The 15,906-nt window shown below is 66.5% G+C and carries 16 protein-coding genes; 5 read left to right on the forward strand and 11 right to left on the reverse strand.

All coding sequences use genetic code 11. The features are described from left to right. Positions 1-295: 295 nt before the first annotated feature. Positions 296-1,642: a sigma-54-dependent transcriptional regulator gene (locus HHL22_RS03690; protein WP_169529607.1), complete on the reverse strand. Its 1,347-nt coding sequence runs from the start codon at positions 1,640-1,642 to the stop codon at positions 296-298. Between the two features lie 284 nt (positions 1,643-1,926). On the opposite strand from HHL22_RS03690, the gene HHL22_RS03695 reads away from it, so the two are divergent. Both HHL22_RS03695 and HHL22_RS03700 read left to right on the forward strand, forming a co-directional pair. Continuing rightward, positions 1,927-2,307 (forward strand): hypothetical protein, encoded by a 381-nt coding sequence (locus HHL22_RS03695; RefSeq protein WP_169529608.1) that lies wholly within the window; start codon positions 1,927-1,929, stop codon positions 2,305-2,307. Positions 2,308-2,403: 96 nt separating this feature from the next. Next, positions 2,404-3,378 (forward strand): hypothetical protein, encoded by a 975-nt coding sequence (locus HHL22_RS03700; protein WP_169529609.1) that lies wholly within the window; start codon positions 2,404-2,406, stop codon positions 3,376-3,378. A 62-nt stretch (positions 3,379-3,440) separates the two neighbouring features. Here HHL22_RS03700 and HHL22_RS03705 read toward each other — a convergent pair whose 3' ends face one another. From HHL22_RS03705 to alaS, 5 genes are all read right to left on the reverse strand, one after another. Then, positions 3,441-4,775, reverse strand: coding sequence for a sensor histidine kinase (locus HHL22_RS03705; protein ID WP_169529610.1), 1,335 nt, complete (start codon positions 4,773-4,775; stop codon positions 3,441-3,443). Beyond that, positions 4,772-5,461: a response regulator transcription factor gene (locus HHL22_RS03710; protein WP_169529611.1), complete on the reverse strand. Its 690-nt coding sequence runs from the start codon at positions 5,459-5,461 to the stop codon at positions 4,772-4,774. Before HHL22_RS03710 ends, HHL22_RS03705 begins: the two co-directional genes overlap by 4 nt. Before the next feature lie 243 nt (positions 5,462-5,704). Continuing rightward, on the reverse strand, positions 5,705-6,613 hold the full coding sequence (locus HHL22_RS03715) for a hypothetical protein (RefSeq protein ID WP_169529612.1): 909 nt from the start codon (positions 6,611-6,613) through the stop codon (positions 5,705-5,707). Positions 6,614-6,859: 246 nt separating this feature from the next. Continuing rightward, the gene (locus HHL22_RS03720) at positions 6,860-7,126 is read right to left on the reverse strand and encodes a hypothetical protein (RefSeq protein ID WP_169529613.1); all 267 of its coding nucleotides are present in this window, start codon (positions 7,124-7,126) and stop codon (positions 6,860-6,862) included. A gap of 348 nt (positions 7,127-7,474) precedes the next feature. Then, a complete protein-coding gene (alaS, locus tag HHL22_RS03725; RefSeq protein WP_169529614.1) occupies positions 7,475-10,153 on the reverse strand; it encodes an alanine--tRNA ligase in 2,679 nt (892 codons plus the stop codon). 327 nt (positions 10,154-10,480) lie between these two features. On the opposite strand from alaS, the gene HHL22_RS03730 reads away from it, so the two are divergent. The 3 genes from HHL22_RS03730 to dprA all read left to right on the forward strand — a co-directional run bounded on the left by HHL22_RS03730 (position 10,481) and on the right by dprA (position 13,131). Beyond that, positions 10,481-11,512 (forward strand): glycoside hydrolase family 53 protein, encoded by a 1,032-nt coding sequence (locus tag HHL22_RS03730; RefSeq protein ID WP_169529615.1) that lies wholly within the window; start codon positions 10,481-10,483, stop codon positions 11,510-11,512. A 30-nt stretch (positions 11,513-11,542) separates the two neighbouring features. Further along, positions 11,543-11,887, forward strand: a complete 345-nt coding sequence (locus tag HHL22_RS03735; RefSeq protein ID WP_169529616.1) for a MerR family transcriptional regulator — start codon at positions 11,543-11,545, stop codon at positions 11,885-11,887. 122 nt (positions 11,888-12,009) lie between these two features. Continuing rightward, complete coding sequence (gene dprA, locus HHL22_RS03740; protein ID WP_169529617.1) at positions 12,010-13,131, forward strand: DNA-processing protein DprA; 1,122 nt, start codon at positions 12,010-12,012, stop codon at positions 13,129-13,131. An 11-nt stretch (positions 13,132-13,142) separates the two neighbouring features. On the opposite strand, the gene HHL22_RS03745 is transcribed toward dprA, so the two are convergent. From HHL22_RS03745 to HHL22_RS03765, 5 genes are all read right to left on the reverse strand, one after another. Continuing rightward, positions 13,143-13,358, reverse strand: coding sequence for a hypothetical protein (locus tag HHL22_RS03745; RefSeq protein ID WP_169529618.1), 216 nt, complete (start codon positions 13,356-13,358; stop codon positions 13,143-13,145). Positions 13,359-13,582: 224 nt separating this feature from the next. Beyond that, positions 13,583-14,113 (reverse strand): hypothetical protein, encoded by a 531-nt coding sequence (locus tag HHL22_RS03750; protein ID WP_169529619.1) that lies wholly within the window; start codon positions 14,111-14,113, stop codon positions 13,583-13,585. Between the two features lie 7 nt (positions 14,114-14,120). Next, positions 14,121-14,915, reverse strand: coding sequence for a thymidylate synthase (locus tag HHL22_RS03755; RefSeq protein WP_169529620.1), 795 nt, complete (start codon positions 14,913-14,915; stop codon positions 14,121-14,123). A 57-nt stretch (positions 14,916-14,972) separates the two neighbouring features. Next, the gene (locus HHL22_RS03760; RefSeq protein WP_169529621.1) at positions 14,973-15,425 is read right to left on the reverse strand and encodes an ankyrin repeat domain-containing protein; all 453 of its coding nucleotides are present in this window, start codon (positions 15,423-15,425) and stop codon (positions 14,973-14,975) included. Between the two features lie 112 nt (positions 15,426-15,537). Next, a complete protein-coding gene (locus tag HHL22_RS03765) occupies positions 15,538-15,882 on the reverse strand; it encodes an SRPBCC family protein (RefSeq protein ID WP_241737960.1) in 345 nt (114 codons plus the stop codon). Positions 15,883-15,906: the final 24 nt, after the last annotated feature.

The following is a 15,906-nucleotide window of genomic DNA, read 5'->3' on the forward strand; positions in this document are numbered from 1 at the left end:
GCGTCCCCTCCTTAGCTAAGGAGGGGAATTGACGACTTAACTATACTCCGCAACTTGGGTTAGTTATCTAGCTTTTTAGAGCTAAACACTAGTTCCCCCTCTCCCGAAGGGGAGGGGGCTATGCCCCAAAGGGGTCTCGTGGGGTGAGCGCGAAGGGCGAGCAGAATGGCAGCGGCCCAACAGCTACTGAAACCACCCATGCAGCCCGGTCACGCTGCGCCCAGGCCGGCAGCTTGCCGCCGTGCGCCCCTAGTTTCAAGGCCCAGCCCTCCCCTACCCGGTGCTTGGCATGGGGCTAAAGGCCGTACTCCTGAATTTTGCGGTAGAGCGTGGTGTGGGCCACACCCAGCACCCGGGCTGCTTCGGCCTTGTTGCCGCCGCAGGCCTCCAGAATGAGCTGCACGTGGCGGCGCTCGGCGTTGCGCAGCGTGCGCGGGTCGTCGCTTGCCGGCCCGCCGCTGCGCTGAATTTCTAGGGGCAGGTCTTCCAGGGCCAGCGGCTGGCCGGGCGGGGTCAGAATGGCGCCCCGCTCCACCACATTTTTCAGCTCGCGGATGTTGCCCGGCCAGTCGTAGTGCTCCAGCGCCCGCAGGGCCTCGGGGCTGATTTGCAGGGGCGGCTGCCGCAGCCGGACCCCAAAATGCTGGGCGAAGTGGCGCACCAGCGCCGGCACGTCGGTGCGGCGCGCGCTCAGGGGCGGCACGGCAATGACCACCACCGAGAGGCGGTAGTAGAGGTCGGGCCGGAAGTGTCCGGCCTCGCCCTGCTGCTTGAGGTCGCGGTTGGTGGCGGCCAGCACGCGCACGTTTACCCGCGTGGGGCGGCCGTCGCCGAGCTTGGTAAACTCCTGGGTTTCGAGCGCCCGCAGCAGCTTGGCCTGGGCGCCGCTCTCCAATTCGCCGATTTCATCCAGAAACAAGGTCCCCCCGCTGGCTTCCTCAAACAGGCCCTTCTTATCGGCCTGGGCCCCGGTGAAGGCCCCTTTGCGGTAGCCAAACAGCTCCGACTCGAGCAGCTCCTTGGGGAAGGCGCTGCAATTGAGCGCCACGAAGGGCTGGCGGCGGCGCGGGCTGGCCTGGTGAATAGCCTGCGCAAACAGCTCCTTGCCGGCCCCGGTGGGGCCCGTCAGCAGCACGGTGGCCTCGGTGGGCGCTACCTGCTGGGCCATTTTTTTGGCTTGCTCCAGGGCCGGGGCCGTGCCAATCAGCGCCTCGAAGCTGTGCTGGGCGCCCACCTTTTTTTCGAGGTCGGCCACCCGGTGCTGCAGCCGGGCCTTGGTGGCAGCCCGCTCCACCACCACCACCAGCTGCTCGTCGGCATCGCTTTTGGTGAGGTAGTCGAAGGCGCCGCTCTTCATGGCCTGCACGCCATCGGCGATGGTGCCGTAGGCCGTCAGCAGCACCACTTCGGCCAGCGGGGCCAGGGCTTTGTAGCGCGGCAGCAGGTCGAGCCCTCGGCCGTCGGGCAGCTTCACGTCGCTCAGCACCACCAGCACCTCGGCCGCCCGCTCGCGCAGCAGCTGCAGGCCCCGGTAGGCATCGGGCGCGGCCAGCACCGAGTAGCCTTCCAGCTCCAGGGTGCGCACCAGGGCGTGGCGCAGCAACTCTTCATCGTCGATAACCAGGATGGTGCCTTCGGGCATGGGCAGAAACCGGGCCGGCGAGAATGGCCGCGCGACCCGGCGCGCAAAGAACGGGCCCTAGGGGGTTTGCTGGCTTACCTGCTGGCAACCGGCGCGGCCCCGGCCAGCCGCGCCGGCGGGACTGCTAAGGGGCAGCTTGGCCGCCGGCGAATAGTTTACCGGGCGCCCCGCGGGGCCAGCCCCGGCAACGCGGGCACCGGCCGCGCGGGCCCCTAGGCCCACCCCGCCGGCTACAACGGAAGGAACCCCGCCCCTAAAGCCAGCCGGCGTTGTAGCTTGCCCGCATGAGAGCCCAACCCCTGCTGGCCGCCGCGCTGCTTTGCGCCGCCTGCGGCAAAACCCCCGAAGAACGCGCGAAATATAATGCCCTGCACATGCTGGCCCACGAGCGGCCGCCCATCAAGCCCGACTCGACTTCCCTCAAAGTCTACGATTTTCCCAAAACGCAGGTCAGCTACTACACCAGCGAGGTGGCCACCTTTGGCGACGGACACCTGGTCACCTACGCGCTGCCCGCGGGCGCGCCCGGCGCCCGGCGCGCGGTATACGTGGCCGACAACGACTCGGCGTTTTTCTTTCTGCCCGGCCGCCACGCCGCCGAGTTTGCGCGCCATTTTGGCGTGGGTGCACCGGCCGCCCCGCCCGATTCGGCCGCCCGGCCCTAGGGCCGGCGGAACCACGCCTGGAACGAGGCTGCCTAGGGGCAAGTAGTCATTTAAAGCCCGCGCCCGTATGTAACCTTTTCATTTTTCCGCTTTTGCATGCAATATGGTTTGTGCTTTGATGGCAGCGTAGTGCGCGGCTACGGCGACGAGAACCGCCCGCTTTGCTTCTCCAACACCCGCGCCACGGGCCACGTCGAGCACCTGGAGTTTCACTACCAGCGGGCCCGCGAAATGGGCATCACCCGCTTCCGCGACACCATTTTGTGGGATGAGGCCGCCCGCCAGCCCGACTACCAGTGGCTCGACCGCTTGGCGGCCGTCAGCCAGGGGCAGGTAGAGCTGGTACTCAACCACTACGGCCTGCCCGAGTGGCTGAGCGAAACGCAGTTTTGGAACGGCGAGGCGGCCGCCGCCCTGCGCGAGCTGGCCTGCGAGGTGGCCCGGCGCTACCCCGGCGCGTTTCGCAGCTACAACCTAGGGGTGGAGCTGGGCATCTGGACCGACTGGATTGCCGCGCCCCAGAGCCGGCAGTGGCCCTTCGGGGGGCGCAGCTGGTGGGACGTGTACCGGACCACCAGCGCCATCACCATCGCCATTGCCCAGGGGCTGAAAACCGGCGACCCCGCCTGCCGCACCGCCATGAGCGAGCCCTGGGGCTGGGACCCCGCCGTGCCCTACCCCGACCAGGCCCGGCCCTTCGCCACGGTGCTGGGCCAGTTTGATGCGGTGGCTGAGGCCCACGACTGCCACACCTGGCAGCAGGGCCGCCCCGATTTGCTCGACATCGTGGGGCTCAACATTTACTTCGACCACGACCTGCCGGCCCAGCTGGCGGCCGCCCGCCAGCTGTTTCCAGCGCAGCAAGTGGTGGTGGCCGAAACCGCCAACGTGTACTACCCCGACTGCAACCCGCCCGCCCGCTGGTGGGCCAAGTTTGAGGCCCTAGGGCAACCCGAGCTGGAAGTCAGCTGGAGCCCCGGCCTCACCATCCTCACCCACGAGCGGGGCGAGCGCATGGGCGGCCAGCTGCTGGGCGAAGACGGCACCCAGTTCTGGCGGCGCGGTAAATGAGTGAGTAAAGCAGCACGTCACTCCGAGCCTGCGAGGAATGACGTGCTGCTTTACTCACTCATTTACCGCGCCGCCGCCAGGCGCAGGCGCACGTGCAGCTGGCCTGCGGTTTCACGCAGGGCCAGCGGGGCACCGTGCAGCTCGGCAATGCGGTTGCTGAGCCAGAGGCCCAGGCCCGCCCCGCCGCTGAGCACGTCGGCTTGGTAGCGGGCAGTGGTCAGGCGCGCGAGGTCGCCCAGGGTGGTACGCAGGGGGTTGCTGACTTCGGCGTAGTAGTAGCCGGTGGCGGGCTCCTGCCCTAGGGCTACGCGCACGGCCGCCCCCGGCGGGGCGTGGCGCAGGGCGTTATCCAGCAGGTTGAGCACTACAGTAGTTAGCTTATCGGCGTCGGCCAGCACGCGGTAGTCGGGCACGGCTTCGTCCACGGCCAGCGTCAGCTGGCGGCCGGCGGCTTGGAAGCGCGGCAGCAGCTGGTCGGCGGCGGCCAGCACCAGTCCATCCAGGGCTACGGGGCGGTGCGTGAGGGGCAGGGCGTCGGAGCGCAGGCGGCTGACTAGCAGGAAATCTTCGACCAGGCGGCCTAGGCGCTCCAGCTCCTGGGCTTGCGCGTCCAGGGCGGGGCCTAGGCTGGCGGGCAGCTCGGGGGCCTGGCGCGTCACGGCCAGGCCGGTTTGCAGCACCGCCAGCGGGGTGCGCAGCTCGTGGGCCGCGGCGGCCAGGAAATTGTCTTGCAGCTCGGCGCCGGCTTGCAGGCGGTCCAGCATCCGGTTGAGGGCGTGGGCCAGCTCCTGCACCTCGTCGCCGGTTTGGGGCTCGGGCAGGCGCTCGGCGCCGGGCGTGGCCCCCATGCGGCGCGCGCCCTGGCTGATGCGCCGCAGCGGGCGCAGCACCCACCAGCCCAGCCCGGCGGCCAGGGCGGCGGCCAGCACCAGGCTGCCCGCCAGCGCTCCCCACAGCCCCAGGCGCACGCGCCGCAAGTCGGCGGCCACCGCCGCCGCGGGGTGGGCCAGCCACAGGCGCACCAGCACCGAGCGGCCGGCGTAGTCCGTGCTTTGACGCGTTAGCTGTACCCCGCGCAGGCCCGCCGGCAGCGCCCCGCCGGCCCGCAGCGCAAAGCCGGGCGAGTGAAACAGCTCGCGGGCGGGCGGGCCGCTGGCCTCCACCAGCACCCGCAGGCGCTCGCCGCGGCCCGGCAGCGGCACCACGGGCACGGCGCTGCTCACATCCACCTGCTCGAGCAGGGCGCGGGCGCGGGCGCGCAGGCGGGCATCGTCGCCCTGGTGCAGCACCCGCGCCACCTGCCGGTACTGCGCCGTGCCCACCAGCAGCGTCACGGCCCCGAAGATGAAGGCAAAGGCCAGCGCCAGCTGCCCCCGCAGCCCGGCCAGGGCCCTCACGCGGCGGGGGCCGGGTTGCGCAGCCGGTAGCCGTGGCCCACCACGGTTTCGAGCAGCGGCGGCCGGGTGGGAAAGGCGCGGTCGATTTTGCGGCGCAGCTGCGAAAGGTGCACCTCAATCACGTTCGAGCCCATGTCAAAGTCCACTTCCCACACCTTTTCGGCCATGTAGGTTTTGGTGATGACCCGGCCGGGGTGGCGCAGCAGCAGCTCAAGCAGGGCAAACTCGCGGTTGGTGAGCGCCAGCACCTGGCCGGCCCGCGCGGCGCGGCGGTGCACTAGGTCCAGCTCTAAGTCGGCCAGGCGCAGCACCGGGCTCTCGGTGGTGGCCGGGCGGCGCTGCACCGTGCGCAGGCGGGCCAGCAGCTCATCGAAGGCAAAGGGCTTGCGCAGGTAATCGACGGCGCCCGCGTCCAGGCCCTTAATCACGTGCTCGGTGCCGCTGAGCGCGCTCACGATAATAACCGGCGTAGCTAGGCCAAACTCGCGCAGGTTGCGCAGCACGTCGAAGCCGTTTTGGCCGGGCAGCATCAAGTCCAGCAAAATGACGTCGTAGGGCGTGGCGGCGGCCATTTCCAGGCCGGTGGCGCCGTTGTCGGCCGCGTCGGCCACGTGGCCGGCCTGGGTCAGGCCCTGGCGCATAAACTCAGCCAGGCGCGGCTCGTCTTCAATCACCAGAATGCGCATGGGGGCGGGTGGTCAAGGGAAATTGGGTAGCTGGTAGCGGGTGGGTACGGAGCTAGGCGGCCGCGTGCAAGTGAGCCTACGCCCACCTGCTACCCAGCCGCCTAGCTTGCTTACTTGGGGCCACTAGTTGCGCCTCCTTACGCTAAAACGGCGCGGGCGGCGGTCTGGCGGGCGCGCGGCCTAGGGCTGGCAGCGGACCTAAAAGCCCCGCCCTCCCCGCCGGCCGCGCGCCCGCCCATCTGCCTACTGCACCAGAAACTGCACGCCGTCGAGGGTGATGGTTTGGGCGCGCACCACGCGCACGGGCCGGGCGGCTACCTCGCCGGGGTGGGCGGCGCGCAGTGTGCCGGTGGCGGCCACGGTGGCGCCGGCTTTCAGCTTGTCGGCTAGCTGCTCGGTAGCGGCCGGGGGCAGGTGCAACACGGTGCCATCGCTCAGGGCCAGGCCATTGGTGCGGCCCTTAGGGTCTTGCAGCAGGCGCTGCACGGTGCCGCGCACGGTGGTGGTTTCCTCGGTGGGCGGGGTGGTAGGGCGCGCGGGCGGCGTGTCGCGCACGGTTTGGCCGCCGGCCGTCAGGCTCACCAGGTGCAGGCTGGCGCGGCCCTCGGGGTCAGTGTCGCGGAAGCCCGACACGGTGACGGTGCTGCCCGCCTTGGCGGCCGCTTGCAGGGCCTGGCCCAGGTGGCGCGGGAAGCGCACGGTTTCGGTGCCGACGCTGGTTTTCAACTGGAAGGCGTCGTACACCTGCTCGTCGTTGGCGGCCGTGTACTCGGTGAGCGTGCCGGTGAAATCGGTGAGGGCGCGCACGCCGCCGCGCTGGGGGCCTTGGCCGGGGCCAGCGGGCCTAGGGCCACCGGGGCCAGCCGGACCGGGACCGTGGGGGCCAGCGGGGCGGCCGGGACCATCGCCGGGCCGGGGGGCCGGGGGGCCGCCGGCGGGCGGGGCCGGCACGGCAGCGGCCAGGGTGCCGGCGGGCGGCACGGGGGCTTGCGCGCCAGCCTGGCTGGCTTGACTGGTTTGGCCGCGCTTGGTTTTTACCTTGGTTTTGGTGGACGAGGGAGTAGCGGTAGCAGGAGCGGCCTGCTGGGCCTGAGCGGCGGAGCCGGCGAGCAGCAGCGCGGCCAGGGCGATTTTAAATGCAGTGGGTACCATCGAAAAAAAGGATTTGAATGAGGTAGCGCAAGCGGTTCGTTCCGCTTACCTGATTCAAAGGTGCCGCGCCCCCCTGAGGACCACCTGAGGCTGAAATTAATTTTTCTTCAGCCCCCTTTACCCGCCGCCGCGGGCTGGCAGCCGCCCAGTGCCTAGGCCCCCGCTGCCGCAAAAAGCCCCGCCGACGGCGCACCGGGCGGGGCTTTTAAGCTAAGCAGGGCCCTAGGGCCGGCTGGCGCAACGAACCTAGTTGAGGTATTCGCGGCAGGTGATTTCGAAGCGGTGCGGGGCAAAAGCGTTGTAGTAGGGCGCCTCGCCGGTGAAGGTGAGCACGTGCACCAGCGGAATGCCTTCGAGGCGGCTTTCTACGATGCGCACGGGGTAAACCTCGCCCTTCACGGGCCAGTCACCTACGTGGTTGGCGGGGCGGTTGTCGTCGTCCACGCAGCGGGCGTAGTCGAGGTAGGGCGCGGCCGAAGTGGCTTCGGCCAGGGTGTAGCTGGCGACTTCCATGGGGCAAAAACGAACTAGTGGTACAACGGATAGCCCCTAGGGGCTACTGGTTTTTAAACATACGGGAAAACTGCCAGCAATGATTACCTATGGACAAGGCCATCAATACCTACCCTGTTCGGCTGGGGACGTAAAATCAATGCCCTCACCCCGGTCAAATTGCGCGTAAGCCAGCCGCAGGCCGGTGAAGTCGGTAAGTAGCCAGTGGCATCTTTGGCGGCTCCAGGGCGCTTAACCGGGCGCGAGTTTTGGGCAAAGGAGAGGCTGCGCAATACCTCCAGGGCGAAACTTACGCGGCCAGGTGACACGTCGAATACGATTTGCAGGGCTGTAAGTCTTGGCAAGCCTTTATCCCGCGGCGGCCACCAGCCCCTCGGCCTTGGCTAGGGCGGCCCCGAGGCCAGCCGCGTTCTTGCCGCCGGCGGTGGCGAAGAACGGCTGCCCACCGCCGCCGCCCTGGATGTCCTTGGCCAGCTCGCGCACCAGGGTACTGGCGTTGAGGCGGCCGGCCTGGGCAATGTCGTCGGCCAGCATCACGGCCAGCTGGGGCTTGCCGTCGAGGTCGGCGCCGAGCACGGCCACCAGGTTCGGCACCTGCTGGCGTAGGTCGTAGGCCAGCTTTTTAAGGTCGTCGGCCGAGCTGGCCTGCACCTGGGCGGCCAGGAAGTTGAGGCCGTTTACCGGCTTCACCTGGCCTAGGAGCTGGGTTTTTTGCTGGCTGAGACTTTGCTGGGCAAACTGCTCGATTTGCTTGCGCAGGGCCGCGATTTCCTCGGTTTGTTTGTCGAGGCTGGGCAGCAGGTGCTGGGGGTTGCCCAGGGCTTCGCGCACCTGCCCCAGCAGGGCGAGCTGCTGGTCCACGTAAGCTTCGGCCGCGCCGGCGGTTACGGCCTCGATGCGGCGCACACCGGCGCCCACCGCGCTCTCGCTCGTGATTTTGAAGTAGCCGATGCTGCCCGTGTTGGCCACGTGCAGGCCGCCGCACAGCTCCACCGAGTAGTCTTTGTCGAAGGTAATGACGCGCACGAAGTCGCCGTACTTCTCGCCAAACAAGGCCATGGCCCCTAGGCCCTTGGCCTCGTCGATGGGCACGTTCCGGCGCTCATCGAGCGGAATTTGCTGGCGGATGCGCTGATTCACCAGCTGCTCAATCTCGCGCAGCTGCGCGTCCGTCACCTTGGTGAAGTGGGAGAAGTCGAAGCGCAGCAGCTTGTCGTTCACCAGCGAGCCCTTTTGCTGCACGTGGGCCCCGAGCACCTGGCGCAGGGCGGCTTGCAGCAAGTGCGTGGCCGTGTGGTTGTTGCGAATGAGGGCGCGGCGCGCGGCGTCGGGCCGGGCGCGCAGCTCGGCCGTCAGGTCCTGCGGCAGCGCCAGGGTAGTGTGAATGATGAGGTCGTTTTCCTTCTTCGTGTCGATGACGCGCACCTTGTCGAAGTCGCTTTCCAGGTAGCCCGTGTCGCCCACCTGGCCGCCGCTCTCGGCGTAGAAGGGCGTCTGGTTTAGCACCAGCTGGTACTCGGTTTTGCCTTTCTTGTCCACCTGGCGGTAGCGCAGCAGGCGGGCGGGGGCCTCGTCCTGGTCGTAGCCCACAAACTGGTTGGGCGCGTCGGTGTCGGTCACCGTCACCCAGTCGCTCTGCTCGGTTTCCTGGGCGTTGCGGCTGCGGTTCTTCTGCTGGGCTAGCTCCTTCTTAAAGCCGTCCTCGTCCACCCCTAGGCCCTTTTCGCGGGCAATAAGGGCCGTCAGGTCAAGCGGGAAGCCGAAAGTGTCGCTCAGCTCAAAGGCCGTTTTGCCGTCAATCACGCCGCCGTTCTGGCGGGCGGTTTCCTCCAGCGCATCCAGGCGGCGCAGGCCGGTTTCCAGCGTTTTCAAAAAGGCAATTTCCTCTTCCTCAATCACGCGCATCACGAAGGCCTGCTGGGCCTTCAGCTCGGGGAAGATGCCGGCCATCTGGTCGGCCAGCACCGGCACCAGCTTGTAGAGGAAGGGCTGCTTCTGATTGAGCGACGAAAAGGCGTAGCGCACGGCCCGGCGCAAAATGCGCCGAATCACGTAGCCGGCCTTCACGTTGGAGGGCAACTGGCCGTCGGCAATGGTGAAGGCAATGGCCCGAATGTGGTCGGCAATAACGCGGATGGCAATGTCGGTGCGCTCGTTTTCGGTGGCGGGCTGGTCGGTTACCGTGGCCGGCGAGGTGCCGTGGTACTGCACGCCGGCTTCCTTGGCGATGAACTGAATAAGCGGTTGAAATACATCGGTATCGTAGTTCGATTTCACGCCCGACACGGCCATCATCAGGCGCTCGAAGCCCATGCCAGTGTCCACGCTCTGGGCGGGCAGCTTGATGAGCGACTTGTCAGCCAGGCGCTGGAACTCCATGAACACGTTATTCCAGATTTCGACCACCTGCGGGTGGTCGGCGTTCACCAGCTCGCTCCCCTTCTTCTGGGCCACCTCGCTTTCGTCGCGCAGGTCGATGTGGATTTCGGTGCACGGCCCGCACGGCCCCGTGTCGCCCATCTCCCAGAAATTGTCCTTCTTATTGCCGGGCAGGATGCGCTCCTCGGCCACGTACTGGCGCCACAGGCCCTGCGTCTCGGTGTCGGGGCCTAGGCCGTCGCCCTGGTCGCCCTCAAAATAGGTCACGTACAGGCGCTCCTTGGGCAGCTTATACACCTCCGTCAGCAGCTCCCAGGCCCAGGCAATGGCGTCCTTCTTGAAGTAGTCGCCGAAGCTCCAGTTGCCCAGCATCTCAAACAGAGTGTGGTGGTAGGTATCGTAGCCTACCTCCTCTAGGTCGTTGTGCTTGCCGCTTACGCGCAGGCACTTCTGCGTGTCAGCGATGCGCTTGAAGGGCGCGGGCTTGTTGCCCAGAAAGTAGTCTTTAAACGGGGCCATGCCGCTGTTGATGAACAGCAGCGTGGGGTCGTCCTTGACGACGAGCGGCGCCGAGGGCACGATGTGGTGGCCCTTGGAGGCGAAGAAATCGAGAAACTGCTGGCGGACGTGGCTGGCGGTAGGGAGCATCTGGCTAAGTATGAAGTATGAATTAGAAAGTATGCGTTGGCCTGAAGACCTTCTTTTTTCTAATTCCGGGCGCTAGGCGCGGCAAAGGTAACTTTCTTGAACACTAGCGGCGGCGCCAGGGTTCGCGGCAGCTTTGGGCCCTTAGGGGTGTCCTTGTAGCCCGCTCCGCAGCAGAACGTCATGCTGAGTCCCGCGAAGCAGCTCTACCGCGCAGCGACCCTCAGACGTTAGGAGTACATGTGCGGTAGAGCTGCTTCGCGGGGCTCAGCGGCTCTACCGCCTTTTTTCTGTCCCGTTATTCCTTCTATTTTCCACTCCTTGCTACCCATGCGCCACCTCCCCCGCCCTACCCGGCTCCTGCTGCCCGCCGCCTTGCTACTGGCCCTGCTGCTGGCCTTTGCCCCCGCGGCCCCGCGCCCCAAGCGCCTGGGCAAGGTGCTCGGGGCCGACATCTCCTTTCTGCCGCAGCTAGAGGCGCGGGGAATGAAATTTAGCGACCAGGGCCGGGAGCAGGACGCCATCCAGATTCTCAAGAACCACCATTTCAACTACATCCGGCTGCGCATCTTCCACAACCCGGCGGCCGACAGCGGCTACTCGCCGGGCAAGGGCTTTTGCGACCTGGCCCACACCCTAGGCATGGCGAAGCGCGTAAAGGCGGCCGGCCTCAAGCTGCTGCTCGATTTCCACTACTCCGACACCTGGGCCGACCCGCAGAAGCAGTTTAAGCCCGCCGCCTGGCGCAACTTGCACGGCGCGGCCCTGGCCCAGGCCGTGCACGACTACACCCGCGACGTGCTGCGGGCGCTGGCCGCCCAGGGCACCCCGCCCGACATGGTGCAGGTGGGTAACGAAATCAGCCACGGGATGCTCTGGCCCGACGCCAACACCCAGCTGCCCGACAGCGCCGCCCGCTACGCCACGCTAGCCCAGCTGGTGAAAGCGGGCGTGGCCGCCGTGCGCGAAACCAGCCCGCGCAGCCTCGTCATGCTCCACATTGCCCTAGGCGGCCAAGCGCAGCTCTCCAACGCCTGGCTCGACCGCATGCAGGCGGCTGGCGTGAACTACGACGTCATCGGGCAGTCGTACTACCCCAAGTGGCACGGCACGCTGGCCGATTTGCGCCAAAACCTAACCCAGCTAGCCCAGCGCTACCCGCAGGACGTGGTGGTGGCAGAATATTCTGAGCGCAAAAAGGAAGTCAACGATATCGCCTTCCACCTACCCGGCGGCAAGGGCCGGGGCACCTTCATCTGGGAGCCGCTCAACACCTGGGAGGCCGTGTTCGACAAGCAGGGCCAGGCCAACGCCCTGCTGCCGCTCTACGACGAGCTGGCCCGGGAATACAAGGTCGATTGAGTAGCTTTAGCGGCCCAAACCCCGCCGGCTATGCCCTATAAAGAACGCGACATCACCAAGCAGTACTTCACCATTGGCGAGGTGGCCGAGCAGTTCGGCGTGGCTACTTCGCTCATCCGCTTCTGGGAAACCGAGTTTCCGGAGCTGGCCCCGCGCAAAAGCAAGAAGGGCAACCGCCTCTTCACCCAGGCCGACGTCGATACTTTCCGCACCATTTACCACCTGGTGAAGGAGCGCGGCTACACCATTGCCGGCGCCCGCGAGATGATGAAGCACAAAGGCGGCCAGCTCAAGGATAAAATCGACGTCATCCAAAGCCTGGAGAAAGTGCGCAGCTTTCTGGTCAGCCTTAAAAAGGAGCTGGACGAAAAGTAATTTTTAATGTGCGGAACAGGACAGATGCGGAAATGTAAAAGATGACTCCCTAGCGCGAGACTGCACCGACAACCGGTTGATTTTTACATTTTTACATTTGTCATATTCCGCACATTAACTGAATGGACGACCTCCTCTACGAACTGGCCCTCACGCTCATTCCGGGCGTTGGCCCGCAGCTCACGCGGCAGCTGATGAGCTACGGCGCCTCGGCGCGCAACGTGCTGCACCTGCCGCCGGGCAAGCTGCGGCGCGTGCCGGGCGTGGGCGACGCCACGGTGCGCGCCCTCACCGGGCCCGCGCGCGGCCAGGCCCTCAGCCAGGCCGAGGCCAGCCTGCGCAAAGCCGAAAAGGAAGGCGTCGAGCTGCTCTTCTACACCCACAAAAGCTACCCGCGCCGCCTCAAGCTTATTGCCGACGCGCCCGCCCTGCTCTACTACCAGGGCCCGGCCGACCTGAACGCGCCCAAGACCGTGGCCATCGTGGGCACGCGCCAGGCCACCGACTACGGCCGCGAGCAAACCGAGGCGCTGGTACACGGCCTGGTGCCGCACCAGCCGCTGGTAGTCAGCGGCCTGGCCTACGGCATTGACATCCTAGCCCACCGCGCCGCCCTGGCCGAGGGCCTGCCCACGGTAGGCGTCATGGCCACGGGGCTGGACGTGATTTACCCCGCCGCGCACCGCAAAACGGCCGACAAGCTGCGCGAAACCGGCGGCCTGCTCACCGAGTTTCCCTTCGGCACTGGGCCCGACCGCTATAACTTCCCGGCCCGCAACCGCATCATCGCCGGCCTGGCCGACGGCATCGTGGTGGTAGAAGCCGCCGAGAAAGGCGGCGCCCTGATAACCGCCGAGCTAGCCCTAAGCTACGACCGCGACGTGCTGGCCGTGCCTGGCCCCCTAGGGGCGGCCACCTCGGCCGGCTGCAACGCCCTCATCAAGAGCCACAAAGCCGCCCTCTACCAGTACCCCGCCGACCTGGAGCAGCTGCTGAACTGGGATGCCGCCCTGCACCTGCCGGGCAAGCCGCTGCCCGCCCCTACCTACTCGCCCGACGATTTTTCGCCCGACGAGTTTGCCCTGGTGCGCGTGCTGGCCGCCGCGCCCGGCCGCGAAGCCCAGATGGATGACCTGGCCTGGCGGGCGCAGCTGCCCATCCACGCCGTGGCCTCGTTGCTGCTGGCGCTCGAGTTTCGGGGACTGGTGCGCGCGCTGCCGGGCAAGAAGTTTGGGCTGGTATAGGGCCTAGGGGCCTATGTGCCGGGAAATTCTCGGCTGGCGCGCTGGGTGTTGCCGCGCCCGGCGGCGCGCAGCACCAGCAGGCGCTCCCAGTCGGCCTGGTGGTGGTGCAGGTCGGCCTCGGTTACCTGGTGCTGGGCCAGCACCTGGGCCCGCGGTCCTAGGCCTAGGGCGAGGGCACTGAAGGCAATCAGCGACCGATGCAGGGTGGAAAGCAGTTGAGTAGGCACGGGGCAGGAACGTTAGCTAGGATAACCCTGCGAGTTACAATTCAAGTGCCAATTAAGCTGGACTATTAGCCCAACAGTAGTATCAACTCATTATCAAGCATAAAGGCACCTATCTTAGCGGACGCCCGGCCCCACCTTTCGTCCAGTTTTGGGGTTTGCCAGCTGAATGCGGCTGTTCAGTGAGCGAATTAATCTCAGAAAGGGACAGCGGCCGCGGGCCCTTGCTACCGCGTTTGGAAACGCATGGGCACCACCAGTGAGTCGAGCAGCGAGCGCGAGCGCACGAAGTGCAGCGCCCCCAGCACCCGTTGGGCTTCGGCGTCGAGGGCGCGGAGGGCGGCGGGCGGGTAGGCGCTTTCGGGCTGCTCCAGCTCGCGTCGGCTGATGCGCGGCGGCTGGCGCACGCTGCCGTCGGGGCGCACCAGCAGCACCACCAAAATGCGGCCCGTGGGCATGGCCGCCGCAGGCTGCGTGGCTGGGGGCTTGGCAGCCTCGGGGTACTGGGCCCGGGCCATTACCAGCTCAAAAAAGCGGTTGCGGCCGGCGGCCTGCCGCTCGGCGTCGCGCTCGTGCCAGAAGCGGGGCAGGTTGGCGGGGTCTTCGGGCGGCGGGCCGGGCGGGGGCAGCGGCCGGTGCAGCGGCAGCATCGGAAAGCCCGGCGCCGCGTACTGGGCGCGGGCGGGCGTGCTGGCCAACAGCCCGCCTCCAAGCAGCAACGCCCCGCGTAGTAGTTGGTGCCCTAGGCCCTGGCTCATGCAGCAGCTATACGGCAACGGGCGCCTTGATGGCGGGCCAGGGCGCGTAATTCTCCAGCTGAAAATCGTCGAACGCGAAGCTAAAAATATCCGTCACGGCCGGGTTGAGGCGCATGGTGGGCAAGGGACGCGGGGCGCGGGCTAGCTGCTCGCGGGCCTGGGCTAAGTGGTTGCTGTAGAGGTGGGTGTCGCCGCCGGTCCAAATAAACTCGCCGGGCTGCAGGCCCGTTACCTGGGCCACCATCAGCGTGAGCAGGGCGTAGGAGGCAATGTTGAAGGGCACGCCCAGAAATACGTCGGCCGAGCGCTGGTAGAGCTGGCACGAGAGGCGGCCATCGGCCACGTAAAACTGGAACAGGGCGTGGCAGGCGGGCAGGTGCATCTGGGGCAGGTCGGCCACGTTCCAGGCGCTCACCACCATGCGGCGCGAGTCGGGCTGGGTTTTCAATTGGTTGATTACCTGGCTAATCTGGTCGATGTGGCCGCCCTGGCCATCGGGCCAGCTGCGCCACTGGTAACCGTACACCGGCCCGAGGTTGCCCTGGGCGTCGGCCCACTCGTTCCAGATGCTCACCCCGTGCTCTTGCAAGTAGGCTACGTTGGTATCGCCCCGCAAAAACCACAGCAACTCGTAGATAATGCTCTTGAGGTGCACCTTCTTGGTGGTAATCAGCGGGAAGCCCTCGGCTAAGTCGAACCGCATCTGCGGCCCAAAAATAGACAGCGTACCCGTGCCCGTGCGGTCGGTTTTGGCGGTGCCGTGGTCGAGAATCTGGCGAAGGAGGTCGTGGTACTGGCGCATGGTAAGCGGGGAAAGCGGCTGCAAAAGTAGCGGCCACCGCGGGCGTGGCGCCAGTTCCTACTTCTGCCGCTGTGCCAGCAGGGCGGCTACGTCGGGGTGGTTGGCTTCTTTGGCCAGGGCCAGCGCATCCTTGCCGTCGCCGTCGCGCGCTTGCACGTCGGCGCCGCTGGCCAGCAGCAGCTCCACCAGGGCCTTGTCGCCCTTGCCGGCGGCCGTCATCAGGGGCGTCATCTTGAACCCGTCAGGCTGGTTGACCTGGGCTTTATACTTGAGCAGCAGCTTCACCAGGTCGACGCTGCCGTCGGTTACAGCCGTAATCAGGTAGGTGGTGGGCATCCCGGGCACCACTTCCACTACGGCGTTGGGGTTGGTGCCGGCGGCCAGCAACGCTTCGGCCGTAGCCAGGTTATTTTTCAGCACGGCCGTGGACATTTTCTTCTCCGGCGTCTGGGCCGTGGCCGCAAGGCCCGCGCACAACAGCGTGGCTACCAGCAAAATAATCTTTTTCATGTAACTATAGCGGAAAATCAATCAACGGATAGAGACACGAATATAGCCGAGCTATGTAAAACAATTGCGCGCGTGATGAGCCTATAACCTGCTAAGCCAGACCAGTTAGCGGCTAGGCTGGTGGCAGAAATTTCCGCCAGCTCTCGCCCTCAGCCATTTGCTTTAGCACGGCGCCCCGCTGCGTTAAGAAGTGCCGCAGGTAGCGCTTGAGCACCAGCGCATCGGCCAGCCGGCCCAGCACCCCTAGGGGTGAAATGAAGGCAAACACGTCGCGCATGCACGTGCCAGCACCAGCAGGTTCAAAGTAATGCTCGTGCCGCATGGTTTTGAAAGCGCCTTGCTGCATCGCATCGCAGAAGTAGGCCGGCGCTTGGTACTCGGTAATCTGGCTGGTTAAGGTCTGCCACACGCCGAAGTGCCGCGCCCGAAACGTCACTGCGTCGCCTAGCTGCAGCACGCCGCTGCGCACGCCGCCCACTAC

The organism is Hymenobacter polaris (genome assembly GCF_012927305.1).
Classification (GTDB): domain Bacteria; phylum Bacteroidota; class Bacteroidia; order Cytophagales; family Hymenobacteraceae; genus Hymenobacter; species Hymenobacter polaris.

Bases quoted from the DNA above. Each gene is read 5' to 3' on its own strand.
- alaS (WP_169529614.1), bottom strand. From the start codon at position 10,153: ATGCTCCCTACCGCCAGCCACGTCCGCCAGCAGTTTCTCGATTTCTTC.
- HHL22_RS03750 (WP_169529619.1), bottom strand. From the start codon at position 14,113: ATGAGCCAGGGCCTAGGGCACCAACTACTACGCGGGGCGTTGCTGCTT.
- HHL22_RS03760 (WP_169529621.1), bottom strand. From the start codon at position 15,425: ATGAAAAAGATTATTTTGCTGGTAGCCACGCTGTTGTGCGCGGGCCTT.
- HHL22_RS03735 (WP_169529616.1), top strand. From the start codon at position 11,543: ATGCCCTATAAAGAACGCGACATCACCAAGCAGTACTTCACCATTGGC.
- HHL22_RS03710 (WP_169529611.1), bottom strand. From the start codon at position 5,461: ATGCGCATTCTGGTGATTGAAGACGAGCCGCGCCTGGCTGAGTTTATG.
- HHL22_RS03715 (WP_169529612.1), bottom strand. From the start codon at position 6,613: ATGGTACCCACTGCATTTAAAATCGCCCTGGCCGCGCTGCTGCTCGCC.
- HHL22_RS03730 (WP_169529615.1), top strand. From the start codon at position 10,481: ATGCGCCACCTCCCCCGCCCTACCCGGCTCCTGCTGCCCGCCGCCTTG.
- HHL22_RS03700 (WP_169529609.1), top strand. From the start codon at position 2,404: ATGCAATATGGTTTGTGCTTTGATGGCAGCGTAGTGCGCGGCTACGGC.
- dprA (WP_169529617.1), top strand. From the start codon at position 12,010: ATGGACGACCTCCTCTACGAACTGGCCCTCACGCTCATTCCGGGCGTT.
- HHL22_RS03720 (WP_169529613.1), bottom strand. From the start codon at position 7,126: ATGGAAGTCGCCAGCTACACCCTGGCCGAAGCCACTTCGGCCGCGCCC.
- HHL22_RS03690 (WP_169529607.1), bottom strand. From the start codon at position 1,642: ATGCCCGAAGGCACCATCCTGGTTATCGACGATGAAGAGTTGCTGCGC.
- HHL22_RS03695 (WP_169529608.1), top strand. From the start codon at position 1,927: ATGAGAGCCCAACCCCTGCTGGCCGCCGCGCTGCTTTGCGCCGCCTGC.
- HHL22_RS03755 (WP_169529620.1), bottom strand. From the start codon at position 14,915: ATGCGCCAGTACCACGACCTCCTTCGCCAGATTCTCGACCACGGCACC.